The organism is Azospirillum oleiclasticum (assembly GCF_013423485.1).
Classification (GTDB): Bacteria; Pseudomonadota; Alphaproteobacteria; order Azospirillales; family Azospirillaceae; genus Azospirillum; species Azospirillum oleiclasticum.
Genome location: NZ_JABFFR010000002.1, coordinates 70,004 through 89,029, shown reverse-complemented (window position 1 = coordinate 89,029; position 19,026 = coordinate 70,004). Strand labels below are relative to the sequence as shown.

The following is a 19,026-nucleotide window of genomic DNA, read 5'->3' as shown; positions in this document are numbered from 1 at the left end:
GCACGCCCTCACTCCGCCGCGCGGTCATGGATCACGGGTGCCGGGCGGCCGTCCAGCATTCTCTTCAGGCGGTGGAAGCCGCGGTTGTCCACATAGCCCATCAGCATGGTGTTGGGCTGCATCGCGTCCACCCAGTAATGCGGCGAGTAGGCCGGCGACCCCGGATAGGTGAAGCGGGCGTAGCCCGGCAGGAAAATCGGCTGAACAATGGTCATGGACGAGATTTGCGACAGCGGGATCACCGTTTCCGTCGAGCCCTCGTACAGCTTCAGAAGCTCGACCCAGAAATGCACGAAACCATGGCGATGCAGCACGATGCGGTCGGCGAACACGTCGATGTGCCCGCCGATGCCGTCGATGTGAAACAGAAATCCACCGCCGTGACCGCCCGCCATCGCCTGACCTGATCCCTTGCCGTGCGTCCGATGCCCGCAGATTAGCGACCGGCCGCGCCGGATTCCAACCCTGTCCGGCCCCCTCTCCCGGCGGGCGTCACGATCCCGCCTCCTCCGCCGCCTTCTGGCGCCGGCGGAAGCCGACCAGGGCGGTCTCGTCGAGCATGGCGTCCTCCTTGCGGCGGATCTTCTCCTTCTCACGGCGCAGGCGCTCCTCCTCGGCCAGCTCGAAGCGTTTCAGCTCCTGGAAGGCGGCGGCCATCTCGTCGGTGGCGGCGGCGATCTGCTGGTCGACCTGCGCGATGGATTGGGCGATGCGCCGGCGGCGTTCCATCGCCGCCTTGGCATAGTTGGCGTAGGTGAAGGACGCCTCGAAGCTGGCGCTGGCCGCCCGCTGTTCCTGGACGACCTCTTCCTCAAGCCGCTGCGCCTCGGCGCGCAGCCGGTCGCCGAGATTCTGCAACTCGGCCAGCGCCCGCCGCTTTTCGTCGAGCTGCCACTTGTGCAGCCGTATGACGGATTTGAGGCTGCTCACGGCCACTGGATCCCGAAGATCTGGGCGAGCTGCGCGTAACCGGTGGCGAGATCGGTCGCCTCACGCTTGCCCTGCTTCAGAAAGGCTTCCAGCGCCGGCTGGAAGTGGATGGCCTCGTCCACCTGCGGGTCGGTGCCGCGGCGGTAGGCGCCGAGCCGGATCATCTCCGCCATGTTGTCGTAGGACGCGAGGAGCCGGCGCGCGATACCCACCAGCTCGTTCTCCTTGGGCGTGTTGCAGCCGGGCATCGTGCGCGACACGCTGCGCAGGATGTTGATGGCGGGATAGCGTCCACGCTCCCCGATCTGGCGCTCCAGCACGATGTGACCGTCCAGGATGCCGCGCACCGCGTCGGCGATCGGCTCGTTGTGGTCGTCGCCCTCCACCAGCACGGTGAACAGGCCGGTGATCGACCCCGACCCGTGCAGCCCCGGCCCAGCCCGCTCCAACAGGCGCGGCAGCTCGGCGAAGACCGTGGGCGGGTAGCCCTTGGTGGTCGGCGGCTCCCCGGCGGACAGGCCGATCTCGCGCTGCGCCATGGCGAAGCGGGTGACGCTGTCCATCATGCACAGCACGTCGCGGCCCTGGTCGCGGAAATGCTCGGCCACCGCCAGCGTCAGATAGGCGGCTTGTCGGCGCATCAGCGGCGACTCGTCGGAGGTGGCGCAGACCACGACGCTGCGGGCCAAACCCTCCTCCCCCAGATCCTCGGTGATGAACTCCTGCAGCTCGCGCCCGCGCTCGCCGATCAGCCCGATCACCGCCACCTCGGCCGCGGAGAAGCGGGCAAGCATCGACATGACCGACGATTTGCCGACGCCGGAGCCCGCGAAGATGCCCATGCGCTGACCGCGGCAGCAGGTCAGGAAGGTGTTGACGGCGCGGATGCCGAGATCGAGCTTTGCCCCCACCCGCTCGCGCCGGTGCGCCGGCGGTGGGCTGTTGCGGACGGGCACGCCTTGCGGCCCCTTGGGCAGCGGCCCCTTGCCGTCCACCGGCTCGCCCAGCGCGTTGATGACGCGGCCCAACCACGCGTTGGTCGGAAAGACGGAGGGCAGACCGTCGGCCACCACCGCGCGGCACCCCAACCCCACCCCGTCGAGCGACCCGAACGGCATCAGCAGCGCCCGGCTCTGCCGGAACCCAACCACCTCGCACGGCAGGCGGCGCCCGTCGCGCGCCTCCACCACGCAGCGGCCGCCGACCGACAGCTCCTTCTCGATTCCACCGACCTCCACCAGCAGGCCGAGCACGGCCGTGACCCGGCCGAAGCGCCGGAGGTCGGGCAGGGTTTCGATATCCTGGATCAGGCGGGCGATGTCGGCAGGCATGAACCGTAACGCGGCAAGACGGGAACGAAACGACACCACTTGGATGTTCGTACGAATTCATTAACGTTAAATGAAGCGTAACGCCGGGCTGGCGTTAAGCTGAACAAGCTGTTAACCTGTGTAAACGGCGTACTTGCTGCGCCCCAATTCCGCCCGGATTGAGCCCGATCCGCTCCGCAGCCGCGCAACCAGTTGGGATATCGCCATGAGAGTTCTGTTGGTCGAAGACGATTCGTCCATCCAGAAGAGCATCGAGTTGATGCTGCAGACGGAAGGTTACATCGTCGACTCCACCGATCTTGGCGAGGATGGGCTGGAGATCGGCAAGCTCTACGATTACGATATCATCATCCTCGACCTGATGCTTCCGGACATCGAAGGGTTCGAGGTGCTGCGACGCCTGCGCGCGGCGCGGGTCACCACGCCGATCCTCATCCTGTCCGGGTTGTCGGAGCTGGATCACAAGATCAAGGGGCTCGGTTTCGGCGCCGATGATTATCTGACCAAGCCATTCGACAAGCGCGAACTGATCGCCCGCATCCAGGCGATTGTCCGCCGGTCCAAGGGACATTCGGACAGTGTCATCCGCACCGGTCGCCTGACGGTCAACCTCGACACCCGCACGGTGGAGGTCGATAGCCAGCCGCTGCATCTGACCGGCAAGGAATACGGCATCCTCGAACTGCTCAGCCTGCGCAAGGGCACCACGCTGACCAAGGAGATGTTCCTCAACCATCTCTACGGCGGCATGGACGAGCCGGAGTTGAAGATCATCGACGTGTTCGTCTGCAAGCTGCGCAAGAAGCTGGCGGCGGCCACCAGCGGCGACAACTACATCGAAACCGTGTGGGGCCGCGGCTATGTGCTGCGCGACCCGCACGACGAATCCGCCCGCCTCCCCCAACAGGCCACCGGCTGACCGGCGGCCCGGCTTTTTCCCCTCCGGACGCCGTTGCACGGGGCCGCGTTTCCGATTATGGTGCCGGCCTCGCACGGCTGGGGCGTCGCCAAGCGGTAAGGCAGCGGTTTTTGGTACCGCCATTCCCAGGTTCGAATCCTGGCGCCCCAACCATCCCCGGCTGCGCCCCGGTAGATTTCCTTGACTGTTCGGGACTCGGCACGACGAAGCCTTGGCCGCGACGATCAGCCGTTGTCCCGCGCCTTTGTCTCGCCCAGGAACGCCCGCAACCGCGGCACCATGAAATCCAGAAGGATGCGAACGCGGCGTGGCATGTGGTCGCCACCCAGATAGACGGCGTGCACATCCTCTCGATCCACCGCGACCACCTCGGCCAGAACCTCGACCAGCGCGCCGCTGGCCAGATCCTCGCGGATGTGGAACTCCCCGATCCGCGCCAACCCCATTCCGGCCAACGCCATGCGCCGCACCGTCTCGCCGTTGTTGGCCGAAAGAGGGCCTGACACGCGGCCGTCGAAGACCTGTCCGGCCTCATGCAGCAGCCAGACCGGCGCCGAGCGGCGGAAGTTGAGGCTAAGGCAGGCGTGATGGGCAAGATCGGCCGCGGTCTTCGGCACGCCGCGCCGGCGCAGATAGTCGGGCGAGGCCACGATCTTGCGCGGCGCGCTGCCCAGCCGGATCGCGGTCAGGCTGGAATTCGCCAGCTTTCCCACACGAAACGCCACATCGGTGCGGTCAAGATAGAGGTCCACCACCTCGTCCGAAATCGACAGATCCAGCGCGATGTTGGGGAACTCCTGCCAGAAAGCGGGCAGCAGCGGCTCGATGGCGACCATGCCCAGCCCGACCGAAGCCGACACCCGCACCGTGCCGGTGATGCTCGCGGCTCCTTGCGTCAGATCGCGCTCGATGGCGTCCAGTTCGCCGAGCAGGTTCTGGCTGCGTTCGTAATAAATCCGCCCTTCCCCGGTCAGCGACAGGCGCCGGGTCGATCGTTCCAGGAGCCGAACGCCAAGGCGCGCCTCGATGCGGCCGATCAGCTTGGACACGGTCGAGGGTGTCATCAGGAGTTGGCGCGCGGCCTCGGAAAAACTGCCGGCTTCGACCACCCGCAGGAACACCTGCATCTCGCCCGCCCGGTTGTCCATGGTCACGTCCGCTTATGAATTCTGTTCACAGATGATGCGAAGATCCAGGCGATTATCAAGGCATGACAGCGGCTTTATCTGTCCCGGCATCACAAGGATGGCCCACCGTCGCCCCGAAAGGGCTGGCCCCGGGCTGGAATGCTTAAGGAAGCATCATGGAAGCACGCACATCCAACTGGCCGCTCCTGGCCCTTGCCGTCGGGGCCTTCGGCATCGGCGTGACGGAGTTTTCACCCATGGGCATGCTGCCGGTGATCGCCGAAGGGGTGGATGTCTCCATCCCCTCGGCAGGCCTGCTGGTCAGCGCCTATGCCATCGGGGTGACGGTGGGCGCGCCGGTCATGACGCTGCTCTTCGCCCGGTTCGGCAAGCGCACGGCGCTGATGGCGCTGATGGCCATCTTCACGCTCGGCAATCTCATGTCGGCCATGGCCCCGGACTACTGGACGCTTCTGGCCTCGCGCGTCGTCACCAGCTTGAACCACGGGGCGTTCTTCGGCCTGGGCTCCGTGGTGGCGGCCAGCCTCGTGCCGAAGGAGAAACAGGCCAGCGCCGTCGCCACCATGTTCATGGGCCTGACCATCGCCAACATCGGCGGCGTGCCGGTCGCGACCTGGATCGGCCAGAGCATCGGCTGGCGCGAGGCTTTCGCGGGGACGGCGATCCTGGGTCTGCTGACCATCGCGGCCCTTTGGCTGGCGCTGCCGGCGGGCGCCGCCGGAGCGCGTCCCGAGGTCCGGCGCGAATTGCGCGTCCTCACCCGGCTCGAGGTGCTGATCGCACTTCTGACCACCGTGCTGGGGTCCAGCGCCATGTTCGCACTCTACACCTATGTCGCGCCGATCCTGACCACGCTGGCCGGGGCGTCCGACGGCTTCGTCACCGTGGCGCTGGTGCTGATCGGACTGGGCTTCACCCTTGGCAACTGGCTGGGCGGCCGCGTCGCCGATTGGTCGCTCGACGGAGCAACGGCGGTCTTCCTCGGCGCGCTTGCGGCGATCATGCTGGTCTCGCCCTTGCTTCTGGGCAGCCATGTCGGGGCGGCGATCGCGCTGTTTCTCTGGGGTACCGCGGCCTTCGCCATCGTACCACCGGTGCAGATGCGGGTGATGCAGGCCGCGGCCGATGCGCCGGGGCTGGCCTCCTCGGTCAACATCGGAGCGTTCAACCTTGGCAACGCGATCGGTGCTGCGCTTGGCGGCGCGGTGATCGCCGTGGGGCTTGGCTATGCCGCCGTGCCGCTGGTCGGCGGGTTGACCGCCGCCGCCGGCCTGGGGCTTGTCTGGCTGGGCCGGCGACAGGCGGCCACCGTCGCCTGCGAGGCCTGAGACGACGATGATACCATGGGGGCGGGGCCTGACCCATCAGGCTCCGCGCTCTCCCCTATCTCACGGCACCAGCACGATCTTCGCCGCGGCGCTCCGCCCCTCGTCCAGATCGGCGAAGGCGCGGGCGCCCTCGTCCAGTGGGCGGCGTTCGATCCAGGAAAGGTCGCCGTAGGCACCCTCCGCCAGCCCGCGCAGCGCCGTTCGGAAATCGAGCGGCGTGTAGGTGTAGGTGCCAATGACCGTGATCTCCTGGAGCGTGATGCGGCGGATGTCCAGCCCGCCCTCGCCGCCCTGCAGACCGACATGGACGACCACCCCGCCGGGGCGGACGGCGTGCACCGCCAAACGGCGGGTGGCGTCGGCGCCCACGGCGTCGATCACCACGTCGAAGCGGCCTTCGGCCGGCGGGTCGGCCACGGGATCGAAGGGCTCGCCGATGGCCCGTGCCGCCAGCGGGGCGCGGCGCAGGGGGTTCGTCTCCGCCACGCGGAGGCGGCGCACGCCGTGGCTTTGCAGGACCAGCGCCGCCAGCACCCCAATCCCGCCGCCGCCGATCACCAGCGCGTCGCACTCGCCCAACGGGCGGGTGGAAGCCCGGGCCGCGAGTGCCGCGGCGTGCACGGCGACCGCGGTCGGCTCGGCCAGCGCCGCATGCTCGGCCGGAAGGGTGTCGGGCACGTCGCAGACGTTGACCGCGGGGATGGTCACCAGCTCGGCGAAGGCGCCGGGCCGCGCCATGCCGATCAGCCGGCGCTCGGGGCAGAGGTTGGCGCGGCCGGAGACGCAGGCGTCGCACACCCCGCAGGTGACCAGCGGGTTGATGGCGACGCGGCGTCCGGTCTGCGGACCCGCGGCCACCCGCCCCGCCGCCTCGTGACCGAGGATCAGCGGCGGCACACGACGGCTGTCATGGCCGTGGTACCCGTGCAGGTCCGAGCCGCAGATGCCACAGGCGTCCACCCGCACCAGCAGTTCGTCGGGGCCGGGCACCGGCTCCGGCTCGTCGCGCAGGTCGAGGGTGAGCGGGCGGGTGTAGACGAGCGCCTTCATGGATCCCCCTCCTACTTCGCGGTGAAGCCGCCATCGACGAACAGCGTCTGACCGGTCACATAGTCGGACGCCCGGCTCGCCAGAAAGACGGTCGGGCCGTCCAGATCCTCCAACCGGCCGTTGCGGCCGATCGCCGTGCGCGCCGCCATCTCGGCGGCGCGGGACGCGTCGGCGAAGACGGGGGCGGTGAGTTCGGTGGGGAAGAAGCCGGGCGCGATGGCGTTGGCGGTGATGCCGTGGCGCGACCACGCCTCCGCCATCGCGCGGGTGAGCTGGCAGATGCCACCCTTCGCCGCGCCATAGGGCATGCTGTTGGGCATGGCGCGCACCGATTGGAGCGAGGCGATGTTGATGACACGCCCCCACCCCCGCTCCCGCATCGCCGGCACCAGCGCGCGGGCGAGGAAGAAGGGGGCGGAAAGCTGCACCGCCACCGTCTGCTCCCAGCTTTCCAGGGTCACGTCCTCGGCGGGCTGGCGCAGGTTGATGCCGGCGGCGTTCACGAGGATGTCGGGCGGGCCGAACGGCTCCGCCGCCAGGACAGCGACGGCGTCGAGCGACGGCAGGTCGCCGAGATCGGCCGTCACCGCGGCGGCGCGCCCGCCGGACGCCTGCACGGTCACCGCGGTCTCCGCCAGGGGCCCGGTGCGGCGACCGGCGACCACCACGGCGGCCCCGGCGGCGGCCAGTGCCTCCGCCATCCGGCGCCCGATGCCGCTGCCCCCGCCGGTGACGAAGGCGACGCGGCCGGTCAGGTCGAACAGGGCGGCCATGGTCACGCCTCCAGCCGGAAGTCTTGGTCGGGGAAGTATTTGGCGAGGCGGTCGTCGGCGGTGCGGGCGTGCGCCTCCATCCCCTCCAGCCGTGACAGGCGCGCGGTGACGGCGGCGAGCTCGCGGTTGGCGTCGCGGGTCATCCGCTGGTAGGTGACGGTCTTCAGGAACTTGCCCACGCTCAGGCCCCCGGTGTAGCGCGCCGCGCCCTTGGTCGGCAGGATGTGGTTGGGGCCGGCCGCCTTGTCGCCGAACGCGACCGTCGTCTCCTCCCCCAGGAAGAGCGAGCCGTAATTGACCAACCGGCCCAGCCACCAGTCGGGGTCGGCCGCGTGCACCTCCAGATGCTCGGGCGCGTAGCCGTCGCTGACCTCGGCCGCCTCCTCCCGGCTGTCGCAGAGGGTGACCTCGCCGTATTCGCGCCACGCGGCGGCGGCGAAGCCGCGGTTGGGTTCGGGCAGCGCCTCGATCAGGCCGGGGACGAGGCGGATGGTCTCCTCGGCCACGCGCCGGTCGGTGGTGACCAGCCAGGCGGGGGAGTTGGGGCCGTGCTCCGCCTGCCCCACGAGGTCGGAGGCGAGGATGCGCGGGTCGGCGGTGCCGTCCGCGATGATGCCGATCTCCGACGGGCCGGCGAACATGTCGATGCCGACACGGCCGAACAGCAGGCGCTTGGCCTCCGCCACATACTGGTTGCCGGGGCCGACCAGCATGTCGGCCGGATGCCCGGTGAACAGGCCGAAGGTCAGCGCCGCGATGCCCTGCACGCCGCCCAGCACCAGGATTTGATCGGCCCCGCACAGATGCAGCGCATAGAGGACGGAGGTCGGTATGCCCTCCCCCCGCCGTGGTGGCGAACAGGCGATGACGTTCCTCACCCCGGCGACGCGGGCGGTGGTCACGCTCATGATCGCCGACGCGACATGGGCGTATCGCCCACCGGGGACGTAGCAGCCGACCGTCGTCATCGGGATCAGCTTCTGACCCGCGCGGAAGCCGGGTTCCAGCTCAACCTCGAACTCCGACAGGCTGTGGCGCTGGTGCTCGGCGAAACGGCGCACGCGGTCGTGGGCGTAGCGGATGTCGTCCTTCAGTGCCGGGGGCAGCGCCGCCTCCGCCGCGGCGATGGCTTCGGGCGATACGACGATGGGACCGTCCCACCCGTCCAGCCGGCGGGCGCAGTCCAGAGCCGTGGGCTCGCCGCCGCGCTCGATCTCATCCAGCAGGGAGGCGACCGTCCGGCGCGTCTCCTCCTCGCCCGTCGCCGGGCGCTTGTCGGCCCGCTTCAGCGTCTCGATGCTCATGCATTCCTCCCGATCGCGCGTGGAAGCGCTTTCATTTTTCAGCATAGCGCGATTGTTGGAATGGGCAACATTCTTGTCAGGAACCCTTGTCCGCAGCCGATGCGGGGCTGTATCGTAATTGCGTAACCGCTTTTACGGACACCCATGCGCAACGGGAATCACACGCTGCACGCCAGCCCGCCCATCCCGACGCAGCCGGCGACGATGGAGGATGTCGCGCGTGCCGCCGGCGTGTCCTCGGCCACCGTGTCGCGTGCGCTGAACAAGCCGGATTCGGTGAGTGCGAAGGTGCTGGCCCGCGTGCGCAGCGCGGTGGACGCATTGAGCTACATGCCGCATGGGGCCGCCCGCGCGCTGGCCCGGCGTCGCACCAACACGGTGGCGGCGATCACCCCGGCGCTCGACAACGCCATCTTCGCGCGCTGCATCGCCGCCATGCAGCGCACCCTCAGCGAGGCGGGTTACCGCCTTCTGCTGGGCAGCAGCGAGTACAGCGCCAAGCGGGAGGTGCAGGCGCTGGAAGCCCTGATCGAGGGCGGCATCGACGGCGTGATGCTGGTTGGCACCGCGCACGAGGATCGGCTGTTCGAGCTTTTGGAGCGCACGCGCATCCCCTGCGTCCAGACCTTCGCCTACGAGCCGGAGGGGAAGCGGCCCTGCATCGGCTTCGACAACCGCCGCGCGGCGGCGCAGCTCGCCCGCCACCTGCTGGATCTGGGCCACCGGCGCTTCGCGATGATCGCCGGACTGACGCGGCACAACGACCGCGCCCGCGAACGGTTGGCCGGCGTGCGGCTGGCGCTGGAGGAGCGTGGGCTGGACCTGCCACCGGAGCGGGTGATCGAGGCGCCCTACACCGTCACCGACGGGCGCGCCGCCTTCCGCCGCCTGATCACCGCCGACCCGCCGCCGACCGCGGTCCTGTGCGGCAACGACACGCTGGCGATCGGCGCCCTGTCCCAGGCCTCGACCATGGGCATCGCCGTGCCCGGCGCGGTGTCGATCACCGGCTTCGACGACCTGGAGGTCGCCGCCTACACCAACCCACCGCTGACCACCGTCCGCATCGACGCCGCCGAGATGGGCGAACGCGCCGCCGACTTCCTCGTCCGCCGCATCGCCGGCGAAGCCGCCGAGGACAAGGTGGAGACGGACGCGCAGGTGACGGTGCGCGCGAGCACGGGGCCGCCGGGACGGTAGGGTCGCGATGCCGGACCGGTCATAGACCAAGGGGTTGGAGTTCCCGGATCAGGTCGATGAGCAGGCGCAGGCCGGTCGGCACCTGCCGGCGGCTCGGATAATAGATGGCAAACCCCTCACCCACGGGAGCCCAGTCGTCGAGCACGATCCGCAAGACCCCGTCGCCGACGAGCGGTACGACGCAGGGTTCGGGCAGATAGGCGAGCGCCGCGCCGGCCCGCACCAAAGAGAGGGCGAACTGCGTCTCGTCGATGGTGATCGAGCCGGGAACATCGATCACCACGGTCTCCCCGGCCTTCTCGAACTCCCAATGATAGATGCTGTCGTCGCCGAGACGGATACGCAGGCATTGGTGCTTCAGAAGATCCTCGGGGTGCTCCGGCGTCCCACAGCGCTCGAAATAGGCGGGCGAGCCGACCACGACCCAGCGGATGTCGGCGGAGAGCCGCTGCGCGATCATATCCTCGGGCACGGTGCCACCATAGCGGATGCCGGCATCGGCACCGTGCGCCACAACGTCCACGAGGTGGTTCGATACCACGACATCGACCGCGACTCCGGGATACCGCTCCAAGAAGACCGGCAGCACCGGGCCGAGTAGGAGCGTGCCCGCATGTTCGAGCACATTCAGCCGGATGCGTCCGGTCGGATCGCTGCGGTATCGGTTCAATCCCTCGACCGCCGCATCGATCGCGGAGAAGGGGCCGTCGAGCGCCGCGTACAGTTCCTCGCCGGCCGCGGTGAGCGTCACGCTCCGGTTCGTGCGGTTGAACAGCCGGACGCCGAGACGGCTTTCCAGCCCCTTCAACGCGTGGCTGAGCGCCGAGGCGGTGACGCCGAACTCCAGCCCCGCCCGACGGAAGCTGCGGTGCCGGGCAAGCGCGAGAAAATAGCTGAAATCGGCAAGATTGCCCCGATTGGTCCGCATGGCCGCGATCTTGCCTGTCCGGCCCCACCATCGCAACGATGCGGGCACTCACCGCGGCATCCGCTCCACGGTGACCGTGACCGTGACCGGGCCCGGCCGATCAAACAGCGACGCGTCTCCGCGCAGGCGCCCGAGGATAACGATGCCGGGGCCGGGAACCTCGCCATCGCGGTAGTAGATCACGAAGTCGTCGGCACTCCAAAGCCCCACGGTGCCGGCGGTGAAGTCGCGCCGCCGCGGGGCGTCCGGCAGGGATGCGGGAAGCGCTCCGGTCTTCTCCTGCCGGAGGTGGTCGCGCATCGGAAGGGTCAGCGGCAACAGCGCCAGCAGGGACCGCGTCGCGGCGTTGTCCACCAGCTCCGCCGTTACGCTCCCCCAGTCGGACGAGATCCGGATCTGCTCCTGCGCCGCCGCCGATACCGGAGCGGCAAGGCCGAGGATGGCCGCCAGTCCCAAGGCAGGGTTCCGCAATGTCTTCCTGTTCATCGGATCGCTCCCCAACACCGGCCTTCAGGCGAGATGCACGCCGAAGAACGACTGCAGCTTGTCGAAGGGGATGAGGTCCACCCGGTCGTACAAATCGACGTGCCCCGCACCCGGCACCCAGACCAGTTCCTTGGGATCCGCCGCCCGCCGGAAGGCCTCCTCGCTGAACTCCCTGGAGTGCGCCTGATCGCCGCTGATGAACAGCAGCGGCCGGGGGGAGATCGTTTCGATGTCGTTGAACGGATAGAAGTTCATGAACTTGACGTTGCTGCTCAACGTCGGCTTCGTCGTGGTCAGGGGCGACCCTCCGGGCGGCGTGTATTCCCCGCGGGGCGTCCTGTAGAAATCGAAGAACTCGCGCTGGATGGGATCGGTCTCGGCGGTGAGCCGAAGGGTCGTTCCACCGGTGTACTCGGTCGTTCCGCCGTCGAACTCGACGTAGCGCTGCTCGGCCGCCGCGGCGATGATCGCCTTGCGCTGCTCCACCGACAGCGAGTTGCGGAGCGCGTTCCGGTTGGCCGCCCCCATGTCGTACATGCTCACCGTCGCGATGGCGCGCAGGCGGGGATCGATCTTGGCCGCGCTGATGATGAAGCTGCCGCTCCCACAGATGCCGATGCCACCGATGCGGCCCCGATCGATGAAGGGGCGGGTTCCCAGGAAATCGACCGCCGCGCTGAAGCTCTCGGCGTAGAGGTCCGGGGACACGGCGTTGCGGGGCTCACCCTGGCTTTCCCCCCAGAAGGGCAGATCGATCGCCAGGGTGACGAAGCCCCGTTCGGCCATCTTTGTCGCGTAGAGGGTGGCGCTCTGCTCCTTCACCGCGCCCATCGGATGGCCGACGACCAGCGCCGGGTGGCGGGCGTTGCGGTCGAGACCCTTTGGCAGGAACAGGTTTCCCGCCAAAGTCATCCGGTATTGGTGAGGGAAGGTCACCGTCTGGCGGGTCACCCGATCGCTGGTGTGGAAATTCGCCGCACCGCGTGACAGGTCCTTCGCCGCTGCCGGCGATCCGCCGGCGGCTCCCAGAACCCCGATGGCCGCAACGCCCGCCCCGGTCAGCCGGAGCAGCGCGCGCCGGTCGGTGTCGATGTCCCGGTCGGCGGTAGCCAATCGATGTGTGTCTCTGTTCGTCATGATCGAGCACTCCTGAAAGGGTCTCGCATGACGTAGGCGGTACCGATCCGCCGGGGTAGAGCGGCTCCGTTTGACGCGATGCTGAGGACGGCTCAACATTCACAGCGACGGACCGTCCGCGCCCGATCATCGTTCGGCCGGCGCCCTCCCCACCCGCGCCAGATCCTCCATCAGCAGCAGCATGGCCGTGCAGTCCTGCCCCTCGCGGCCCCAGGCGGGGGCCAGCGCGAAGAGTTCGCGGGCGGCGGCGGCGAGCGGCAGGGGGGAGGCCATCTCGGCGCCGAACTGCAAGGCGAGCGAGATGTCCTTCAGGCCCATGCGCAGGGGGAAGTCGGGGGTGATGTCGCCGGCCAGGACCTTGTTCGGGTAGTTCATGATGAGCTGGCCGCGCCCGGCGGCGGTGCCGCTCATCACGCGGACGGCGGTGTCGCGGTCCAGCCCCGCCTTGGCGGCGAGTGTCAGCGCCTCGGCCGTCATCACCATGCCGACCATCGCCATGCAGTTGTTGACCACCTTCAGCCGGATGCCGTGGCCGGCGGGGCCGATGTGGTGGATGGTGTCGGCCATCGCTTCGAACAGCGGCGTCGCCTCCGCCACGTCGGCTTCCGTCCCGCCGGCCATGACCAGCAGGGTGCCGGCCTCCGCGTGGCGGGGGGTGCGGCCGACGGGGGCGTCGAGCATGCGCAGCCCCGCAGCCTCCAGGTCGCGGCGCAGGGCGTCGCTCTGGGAGGGGGCGATGGTGCTCATTTCGATGACCAGCGTGCCACGCTCCAGCGCCGCGGCGGCGCCGTCGGGGCCGAACAGGGCGTCGCGAACGACCGGGCCGTCGGGCAGCATGGTGATCAGCGCATCCACGCCGCGTGCGGCGTCGGCCGGGCAGGACGCGGCGCGCGCGCCCTGCCCCACCGCGCGTTCCACCGCGGCCGGAACGACGTCGTAGACCGACAGCTCGAAGCCCTTGCGCAGCAGGTTTGCCGCCATCGGGCCGCCCATGGTGCCGAGGCCGATGAAGCCGATGCGGGCGATGGTCATGCCGGGAATCCTCCGTAGGGTCCCCAGCCGGACCCGGCGATCACCCCGCCGTCGCAGGGCAGGGTCACGCCAGTGATGATCGCGGCCGTTGGCGACAGCAGGAATCCGATGACGGCCGCCACCTCCTCCGGCTTGATCAGGCGGCCGAGCGGGGTGGCGCGCAGGATGGGGGTCAGGTCGCGCTCGCCCTTGCGCTCCGGTGGGCGCAGGAAGGGCGTGTCGGTCCAGCCGGGGGCGACGGCGTTGACCCGCACCCCGCGCCGCGCCCAATGCACGGCCAGGGACTCGGTCAGGCTGGAAATGGCGGTCTTGGCCGGGCCGTAGGCGAGCACCGGACCGGAGCGGAAGGACAGCACCGACGCGATGTTCACAATGGCCCCGCCGCCCCGCACCGCCATCGGGCCGCCGAAGGCGCGGCAGGTGATGTAGGTGCCCTTCAGATGGGAATCGACGACCCGCTCCCAGTCTGCCGCCGGGTAGTCCTCGATGGCGCGGGGGATGTCGGGGATGCCGGCGCAGGCGACGACGCCGGTCACCGGCGGCAGGCTGTCGGCGATGGTGCGCTCGATGGCCTGCACCGCCGCCTCGTCCAGGATGTCGGCGGCAAAGGCGGCGGCCTTCGGCCCCAGCTCCTCGGCCAGCGCGGTCGCCAGAGCCATGTTGCGGTCGAGAATGGCGACGTGGGCGCCCTCCGCGGCCATGCGGCGGACGGTGGCGGCGCCGATGCCGCTCGCCCCGCCGGTCACCACCACCGTGCGTTCGGCGACGGTGCGTTCGGCGGCCGTGTGCTCTTCGCTCATGGTCGGTCAGTCCTCGTAGGGTCCTGGCGGGAACTCCAGCAGCTCGGTGACGCAGTTCTCGGGCGCCAGGACGTAGATCACCTTGGTGCGGCCGCCGCGCAGCACCTGCGGCGGGGCGGTCGTGCGGTAGCCGGCCCCGGTCAGGCGGGCGTAGGCGGCATCGACGTCGGTCACCTCGAAGGCGATGTGGGTGTAGCCGCCGTCGCACTGACGGCGGGGGCGATGCTCGCCCGCCGGCGCGTGGTATTTGAACAGCTCGATCCGGTGCGGCCCCAGCGCCAGCATCGCCCAGCGGATGCAGGCGCCGGGCAGCCCCACCACCGTCCCCAACGCCGGCTCCTTCCGCTGGTCCATCTCGCCCTCCAGCCGGTAGCCGAGCATGCCGGTGTAGAAGTCGCGCGCCGCCTCGAAGTCCTCGACGCAGACGGCGGTGTGGTGCGGGGCGCGGATCAGGTCGGCGACGGTCGTCATGGTGCTACCCCGCCGCCATGGTGAGGGAGCGCAGGCCGCGCACCACCTCGGGCAGACCGGCCAGCGCCGCCCGCTCCAGCACCTTGGAGACGACGGGGGCGGAGTTGGTGCCGGTCACCCGCTCGACGGGGTGATCCAGCCAGTCGAACAGCCGCTCCTGAAGCTCCTGGGCGATGCGTGCGCCGTGGCCGGTGCCGCGGGCCGTCTGCTCCACGATGACCACGCGGTTGGTGCGCCGCACGCTGTCGCCGATGGTGTCCCAGTCCAGCCCCAGCGGGTCCAGCGTGCGCAGGTCCACCACCTCCGCGTCCACATCGGCCTCCTCGGCCGCCTGGACCGAGACGGGCACCATGGAGGAGTAGGTCAGCACCGTGCATGCGCGCCCGGGCCGCACGATCCGCGCCTGCCCCAGCGGGATGATGTAGTCGAGGTCGCCGGTCGGCACCGGGCCGGTGGTCTGGTAGAGGTCGTTGTGCTCCAGCACCAGCACGGGGTCGTCGCAGCGGATGGCCGCGTTCATCAGCCCGATGTAGTCGAAGGGCGTGGAGGGGGCGACGATCCGCCAGCCCGGCCACAGCGCGAACAGGCCGCTGGCGTCCATGGAATGCTGGGACCCGTAGCCGGTGCCGGCCGACACCCGGCTGCGCAGCACCATCGGCAGCGGGAAGTTGCCGCCGAACATGTGGCGGACCTTGGCGACCTGGTTGAAGAGCTGGTCGGCGGCGACGAGGCAGAAGTCGGGGTACATGATCTCCACCACCGGGCGCAGGCCGTTCATGGCCGCCCCCAGCGCCACGCCGACGAAGCCGTTCTCGCAGATCGGCGTGCCGATCAACCGGTCGGGGAAATGCTGGTCGATCCCCTTCGTGGCGCCCGACGTGCCGCCGCGCAGCCGGTGCACGTCCTCCCCCAGCACGACGATGGAGGGGTCGCGCTGCATGTTGCGCAGCATCACCTGGGAGACGACGTCGATGTACTTGGCGTCGGTCAGGTCCGCCGCGCGGCATTCGGCAAGCGACCGCGGGCGGGCGCCGCGCAGCTCCGACAGGTCGCCGCGGATGCCGTCCTCCACCGTGGCGGGGTCGGGCCAGAGTGCCTGGACGATGCGGCGTCGGTTGCTGCCCGGCTCCGGCTCCGTCAGGGCGTCGGCGGCCGCGTCGACCATGCGGGTGACGCGCAGATCGAGCTCGTCCACCTGATTGCGGGCGAGGATGCCCCGCTCGACCAGGGCCGCGGGGAAGGTGGCGACCGGGTCGCGGTCCAGCCACGCCGATTCCTCGTCCTTGTCGCGGTAGCCGAAGGCGCTGCCGCGCAGCGGGCCGGACTGGTGCAGGTGGCGGTAGGTCAGCGCCTCCACCAGCACCGGGCCGCGGTCGCGGCGGATGGTGTCGACCGCCCACTGCATGGCCTTGCGCACGGCCAGCAGGTCCATGCCGTCCACCTCGATCGATGGCACGGCGAGGCCGGGGCCGCGGCCGGACAGGCGCGTCTCCCGCGTCTGCTCCCGCACATGGGTGGACACGGCGTAGAGGTTGTTCTCGCAGAAGAACACGACGGGCAGGTCGTAGAGCGCCGCCATGTTCAGGGATTCGTAGGCGGACCCGATCTGCATGGCGCCGTCGCCGAAGAAGGCGACGGAGATGGCATCGCGACCCAGCCGCTTGTCGGCCAGCGCGTAGCCCACCGCGTGCGGCGGGTTGCCGCCGACGATGGCGTTGGAGCCCAACACCCCCGCCTCCACCCAGCGCAGATGCATGGAGCCGCCGCGCCCGCCGCAATAGCCGGGGGTCAGGCCCATGATCTCCGCCATGGTGGTGCGCACCACGTCGGCCATGCGCGGGTGGACCGGCTGGGCCAGCGGGTCGTAACCGGCCGGTATGACGTGGTTCAGCGCCTTGGCAAGGAACTGGTGGTGCATGCGGTGGGTGCCGTTGATCTTGTCGGCGCTGCCCAGCACGGACATGCAGCCGACGGCACCCCCTTCCTGTCCGATGCTGGCGTGGGCCGGGCCGTGCAGCAGGTCCTCGCCCTTCAAGGCCAGGATCTTCTCCTCGAAACGGCGGACCAGGAGGAGCTGTTCGAGCATGCGGACGAGGGTCGCCGGGTCCTCCGACCGCCAGTCCTCCTCGGTGGTCTGGCAGCGGACCCACGGCGTATCGGTGGTCAGCGGTTCGAAACGGGGCATTCCCTCACCTCTAGAACCAGAAGAAGAGCTGCGGCCAGAAGCCGATCAGCAGGGCCGGCACGCACATACCGAGCACGAAGGGCCAGCTCCGCGCGGCGATGCTGGTGACCGACTCGCCGGTCAGGCCCGACACGACGAAGAGGTTCAGCCCGATCGGCGGCGTGATGAAGCCGATGGCAAGGCTGCTGATCATGAAGACGGAGAAGTGGACGGGCGTCATGCCGATGGCCTCGCCCACCGGCCACAGGATGGGCGACAGCAGAAGGATGATCGGCGTCGTCTCCATGATGCAGCCGGCGACGATGAACAGGCCGAACATCAGGGCGATGACCAGCGGCGGGTTCTCCACCAGCGTGCCCAGCGCGTTGACGATGGCGATCGGCACGCCCAGCGCCGACAGCGTCTGCGACAGCACCAGCGCCACGCCGATGATCGGGCCGATGATGCCGGTCACCTCGGCGCTGCGCTCCATCATCGCCGGGAAGTCCGACAAGCGCAGGCGCCGGGTGCCGAAGCCGATGGTGATGGCGACGATGACCGCGACCGACGCGGCCTCGGTCGGCGTGAAGATACCGGTGTAGATGCCGCCGAGGATGATCACCGGCACCATCAGCGCGTAGCGCGCCTCCCACCCCGTGCGCATCACCTCCGACGGGTCGAGGCGGCCGGTGGATTTCTCATAGTTGCGGCGGCGGTTCACCACCACGTTGGTGGCGATGATCCAACCCAGGAAGAAGACGCCCGGCACGACCGCCGCCGCGAAGAGCTGCGCCGCCGACACCCCCAGCGTGATGCCCACCAGGATGTAGGCGATGGAGGGTGGGATCAGGATCGCCGTACAGGCGCCGGCGGCGACGATGGCCGCGGCGTACTGGATGGGATAGCCGCGCTGCACCAGCCGCGGGATGGTGATGCGCCCGACCGCCGCACAGTCCGCCGCGTTCGATCCACTGATCGCCCCGAAGAAGCCGCAGCCGAGGATGGTGGAGGTGCCGAGGCCGGAGCGAACCCAGCCCAGCAGCGCCTCCGCGAAGTCCAACAGCTTATCGGACAGGCGGGAGGTGACGATGACGTCGCCGGTCAGGATGAACAGTGGCAGCGCGATCAGCGCGAAGCTGTCGACGCCGGAGAACAACGTCTCCCCCATCAGCCCCATGGGCAGTGCCTGCGTCTGCGACAGGATGGCGACGGTGCCGAGGCCGAGTGCCACCCAGATGGGCACGCCCAGCACCAGCAGCACCCCCAGGCCGATCAACGGCCCGTAGAAGGTCCAGCCCAACTCGAAGCTCTGCGCGTAGAGGGCCTGCAGCATGGATGAATTCCCGGATCTGTCCCGTCTTTCCCGCGCAGGCGGGACTCCAGTGCGGGCGGAAGCGCCGCGGCGCAGCCTGGGTCCCCGCCTGCGCGGGGATGACGGGGAAAATGGACGGCGGGCAGCGCCCGCCTCACTCGAACAGCTTCTTGCCCGCGTAGACCTCGCGGCCGGCGAAATGGTCGGACAGGTCACGGATCAGGTTCTGGACCAGCCGGAACTCCGTCATCGCGAAGCCCAGTGGCACCGCCACCAGCGCGAATGCGCGGCTGATGCGCAGCCCCTCCGTCACCGCGCCGTATTGCAGCGAGGTGAGGATCGGGTTCATCGACAGGTAGAAGGCGAAGGCGGCGAAGATGATCGTGGCGATCTCGCCGAAGACAAAGAGCCAGACATGATGGCGCTTCGGCAGCAGCTCGAAGATGATGTCGATGCGGATGTGCGTGCGGGTGCGCACGGCGTGGCTGGCCCCGACCCAGATCAGGTAGATCAGGCAGTAGCGCGCCACCTCCTCCCCCCACAGGCTGGAGTAGGAGAGGAGGAACCGGCGCAGCACCTCCACGCCGATCACCATCACGATCATCGTGTAGAAGATGAGGAGGAGCACGCGCTCCCCGTTGCGGTCGATCCACCGCAGAAGCGTCATCGCCATCAGGGGCGCTCCGGGATGCGGGCGGGACCCCCCGCCGGGC

Annotated in this window: 19 protein-coding genes and 1 tRNA gene; 4 read left to right on the top strand and 16 right to left on the bottom strand. The window is 69.4% G+C overall.

Annotated features, from left to right (window positions below; genetic code table 11):
• Window positions 1–8: 8 nt before the first annotated feature.
• From HL658_RS04670 to fliI, 3 genes are all read right to left on the bottom strand, one after another.
• Window positions 9–395 carry a hypothetical protein gene (locus HL658_RS04670; RefSeq protein WP_180280681.1) on the bottom strand — a complete coding sequence of 129 codons (387 nt, stop codon included), beginning with the start codon at window positions 393–395 and terminating at the stop codon, window positions 9–11.
• A gap of 97 nt (window positions 396–492) precedes the next feature.
• Window positions 493–930 carry a flagellar FliJ family protein gene (locus tag HL658_RS04665; protein WP_180280680.1) on the bottom strand — a complete coding sequence of 146 codons (438 nt, stop codon included), beginning with the start codon at window positions 928–930 and terminating at the stop codon, window positions 493–495.
• A complete protein-coding gene (gene fliI / locus HL658_RS04660; RefSeq protein ID WP_180280679.1) occupies window positions 927–2,261 on the bottom strand; it encodes a flagellar protein export ATPase FliI in 1,335 nt (444 codons plus the stop codon). Before fliI ends, HL658_RS04665 begins: the two co-directional genes overlap by 4 nt.
• Window positions 2,262–2,466: 205 nt before the next feature.
• Between fliI and ctrA the strand changes: the two genes are divergently transcribed.
• Both ctrA and HL658_RS04650 read left to right on the top strand, forming a co-directional pair.
• Window positions 2,467–3,180, top strand: a complete 714-nt coding sequence (ctrA, locus tag HL658_RS04655) for a response regulator transcription factor CtrA (protein WP_180280678.1) — start codon at window positions 2,467–2,469, stop codon at window positions 3,178–3,180.
• Between the two features lie 78 nt (window positions 3,181–3,258).
• Window positions 3,259–3,333 (top strand) — tRNA-Gln (locus HL658_RS04650).
• Window positions 3,334–3,404: 71 nt separating this feature from the next.
• Here HL658_RS04650 and HL658_RS04645 read toward each other — a convergent pair.
• The gene (locus tag HL658_RS04645; protein ID WP_180280677.1) at window positions 3,405–4,328 is read right to left on the bottom strand and encodes a LysR family transcriptional regulator; all 924 of its coding nucleotides are present in this window, start codon (window positions 4,326–4,328) and stop codon (window positions 3,405–3,407) included.
• 155 nt (window positions 4,329–4,483) lie between these two features.
• On the opposite strand from HL658_RS04645, the gene HL658_RS04640 reads away from it, so the two are divergent.
• Window positions 4,484–5,656 carry an MFS transporter gene (locus HL658_RS04640; protein ID WP_180280676.1) on the top strand — a complete coding sequence of 391 codons (1,173 nt, stop codon included), beginning with the start codon at window positions 4,484–4,486 and terminating at the stop codon, window positions 5,654–5,656.
• A gap of 60 nt (window positions 5,657–5,716) precedes the next feature.
• Here HL658_RS04640 and HL658_RS04635 read toward each other — a convergent pair whose 3' ends face one another.
• Genes HL658_RS04635 through hisD form a run of 3 tightly spaced genes read right to left on the bottom strand, consistent with a single transcriptional unit; the run spans window position 5,717 to window position 8,783 of the window.
• Window positions 5,717–6,706 carry an alcohol dehydrogenase catalytic domain-containing protein gene (locus HL658_RS04635; RefSeq protein ID WP_180280675.1) on the bottom strand — a complete coding sequence of 330 codons (990 nt, stop codon included), beginning with the start codon at window positions 6,704–6,706 and terminating at the stop codon, window positions 5,717–5,719.
• A gap of 11 nt (window positions 6,707–6,717) precedes the next feature.
• Entirely contained in the window at window positions 6,718–7,479 is a 762-nt protein-coding gene (locus tag HL658_RS04630; protein ID WP_180280674.1) for an SDR family oxidoreductase, read from the bottom strand.
• Between the two features lie 2 nt (window positions 7,480–7,481).
• Window positions 7,482–8,783, bottom strand: a complete 1,302-nt coding sequence (gene hisD, locus HL658_RS04625) for a histidinol dehydrogenase (protein WP_180280673.1) — start codon at window positions 8,781–8,783, stop codon at window positions 7,482–7,484.
• A gap of 144 nt (window positions 8,784–8,927) precedes the next feature.
• On the opposite strand from hisD, the gene HL658_RS04620 reads away from it, so the two are divergent.
• A complete protein-coding gene (locus HL658_RS04620; protein ID WP_180280672.1) occupies window positions 8,928–9,983 on the top strand; it encodes a LacI family DNA-binding transcriptional regulator in 1,056 nt (351 codons plus the stop codon).
• Window positions 9,984–10,002: 19 nt separating this feature from the next.
• On the opposite strand, the gene HL658_RS04615 is transcribed toward HL658_RS04620, so the two are convergent.
• The 9 genes from HL658_RS04615 to HL658_RS04575 form a co-directional block, all read right to left on the bottom strand.
• Window positions 10,003–10,959: a LysR family transcriptional regulator gene (locus HL658_RS04615; protein ID WP_343055004.1), complete on the bottom strand. Its 957-nt coding sequence runs from the start codon at window positions 10,957–10,959 to the stop codon at window positions 10,003–10,005.
• Complete coding sequence (locus HL658_RS04610; RefSeq protein ID WP_180280671.1) at window positions 10,960–11,397, bottom strand: cyclophilin-like fold protein; 438 nt, start codon at window positions 11,395–11,397, stop codon at window positions 10,960–10,962.
• Between the two features lie 24 nt (window positions 11,398–11,421).
• Window positions 11,422–12,534, bottom strand: a complete 1,113-nt coding sequence (locus tag HL658_RS04605; protein ID WP_180280670.1) for an alpha/beta hydrolase — start codon at window positions 12,532–12,534, stop codon at window positions 11,422–11,424.
• Between the two features lie 126 nt (window positions 12,535–12,660).
• Window positions 12,661–13,566, bottom strand: coding sequence for an NAD(P)-dependent oxidoreductase (locus HL658_RS04600; RefSeq protein WP_180280669.1), 906 nt, complete (start codon window positions 13,564–13,566; stop codon window positions 12,661–12,663).
• Window positions 13,563–14,366 (bottom strand): SDR family NAD(P)-dependent oxidoreductase, encoded by an 804-nt coding sequence (locus HL658_RS04595; protein ID WP_180280668.1) that lies wholly within the window; start codon window positions 14,364–14,366, stop codon window positions 13,563–13,565. The genes HL658_RS04600 and HL658_RS04595 overlap by 4 nt, the downstream gene beginning before the upstream one ends.
• Window positions 14,367–14,372: 6 nt before the next feature.
• On the bottom strand, window positions 14,373–14,837 hold the full coding sequence (locus HL658_RS04590; RefSeq protein WP_180280667.1) for a VOC family protein: 465 nt from the start codon (window positions 14,835–14,837) through the stop codon (window positions 14,373–14,375).
• Window positions 14,838–14,841: 4 nt separating this feature from the next.
• Complete coding sequence (locus HL658_RS04585; protein ID WP_180280666.1) at window positions 14,842–17,022, bottom strand: alpha-ketoacid dehydrogenase subunit alpha/beta; 2,181 nt, start codon at window positions 17,020–17,022, stop codon at window positions 14,842–14,844.
• A gap of 10 nt (window positions 17,023–17,032) precedes the next feature.
• On the bottom strand, window positions 17,033–18,334 hold the full coding sequence (locus HL658_RS04580; protein WP_180280665.1) for a TRAP transporter large permease: 1,302 nt from the start codon (window positions 18,332–18,334) through the stop codon (window positions 17,033–17,035).
• 133 nt (window positions 18,335–18,467) lie between these two features.
• Complete coding sequence (locus HL658_RS04575) at window positions 18,468–18,986, bottom strand: TRAP transporter small permease (RefSeq protein ID WP_211109655.1); 519 nt, start codon at window positions 18,984–18,986, stop codon at window positions 18,468–18,470.
• Between the last annotated feature and the right edge of the window lie 40 nt (window positions 18,987–19,026).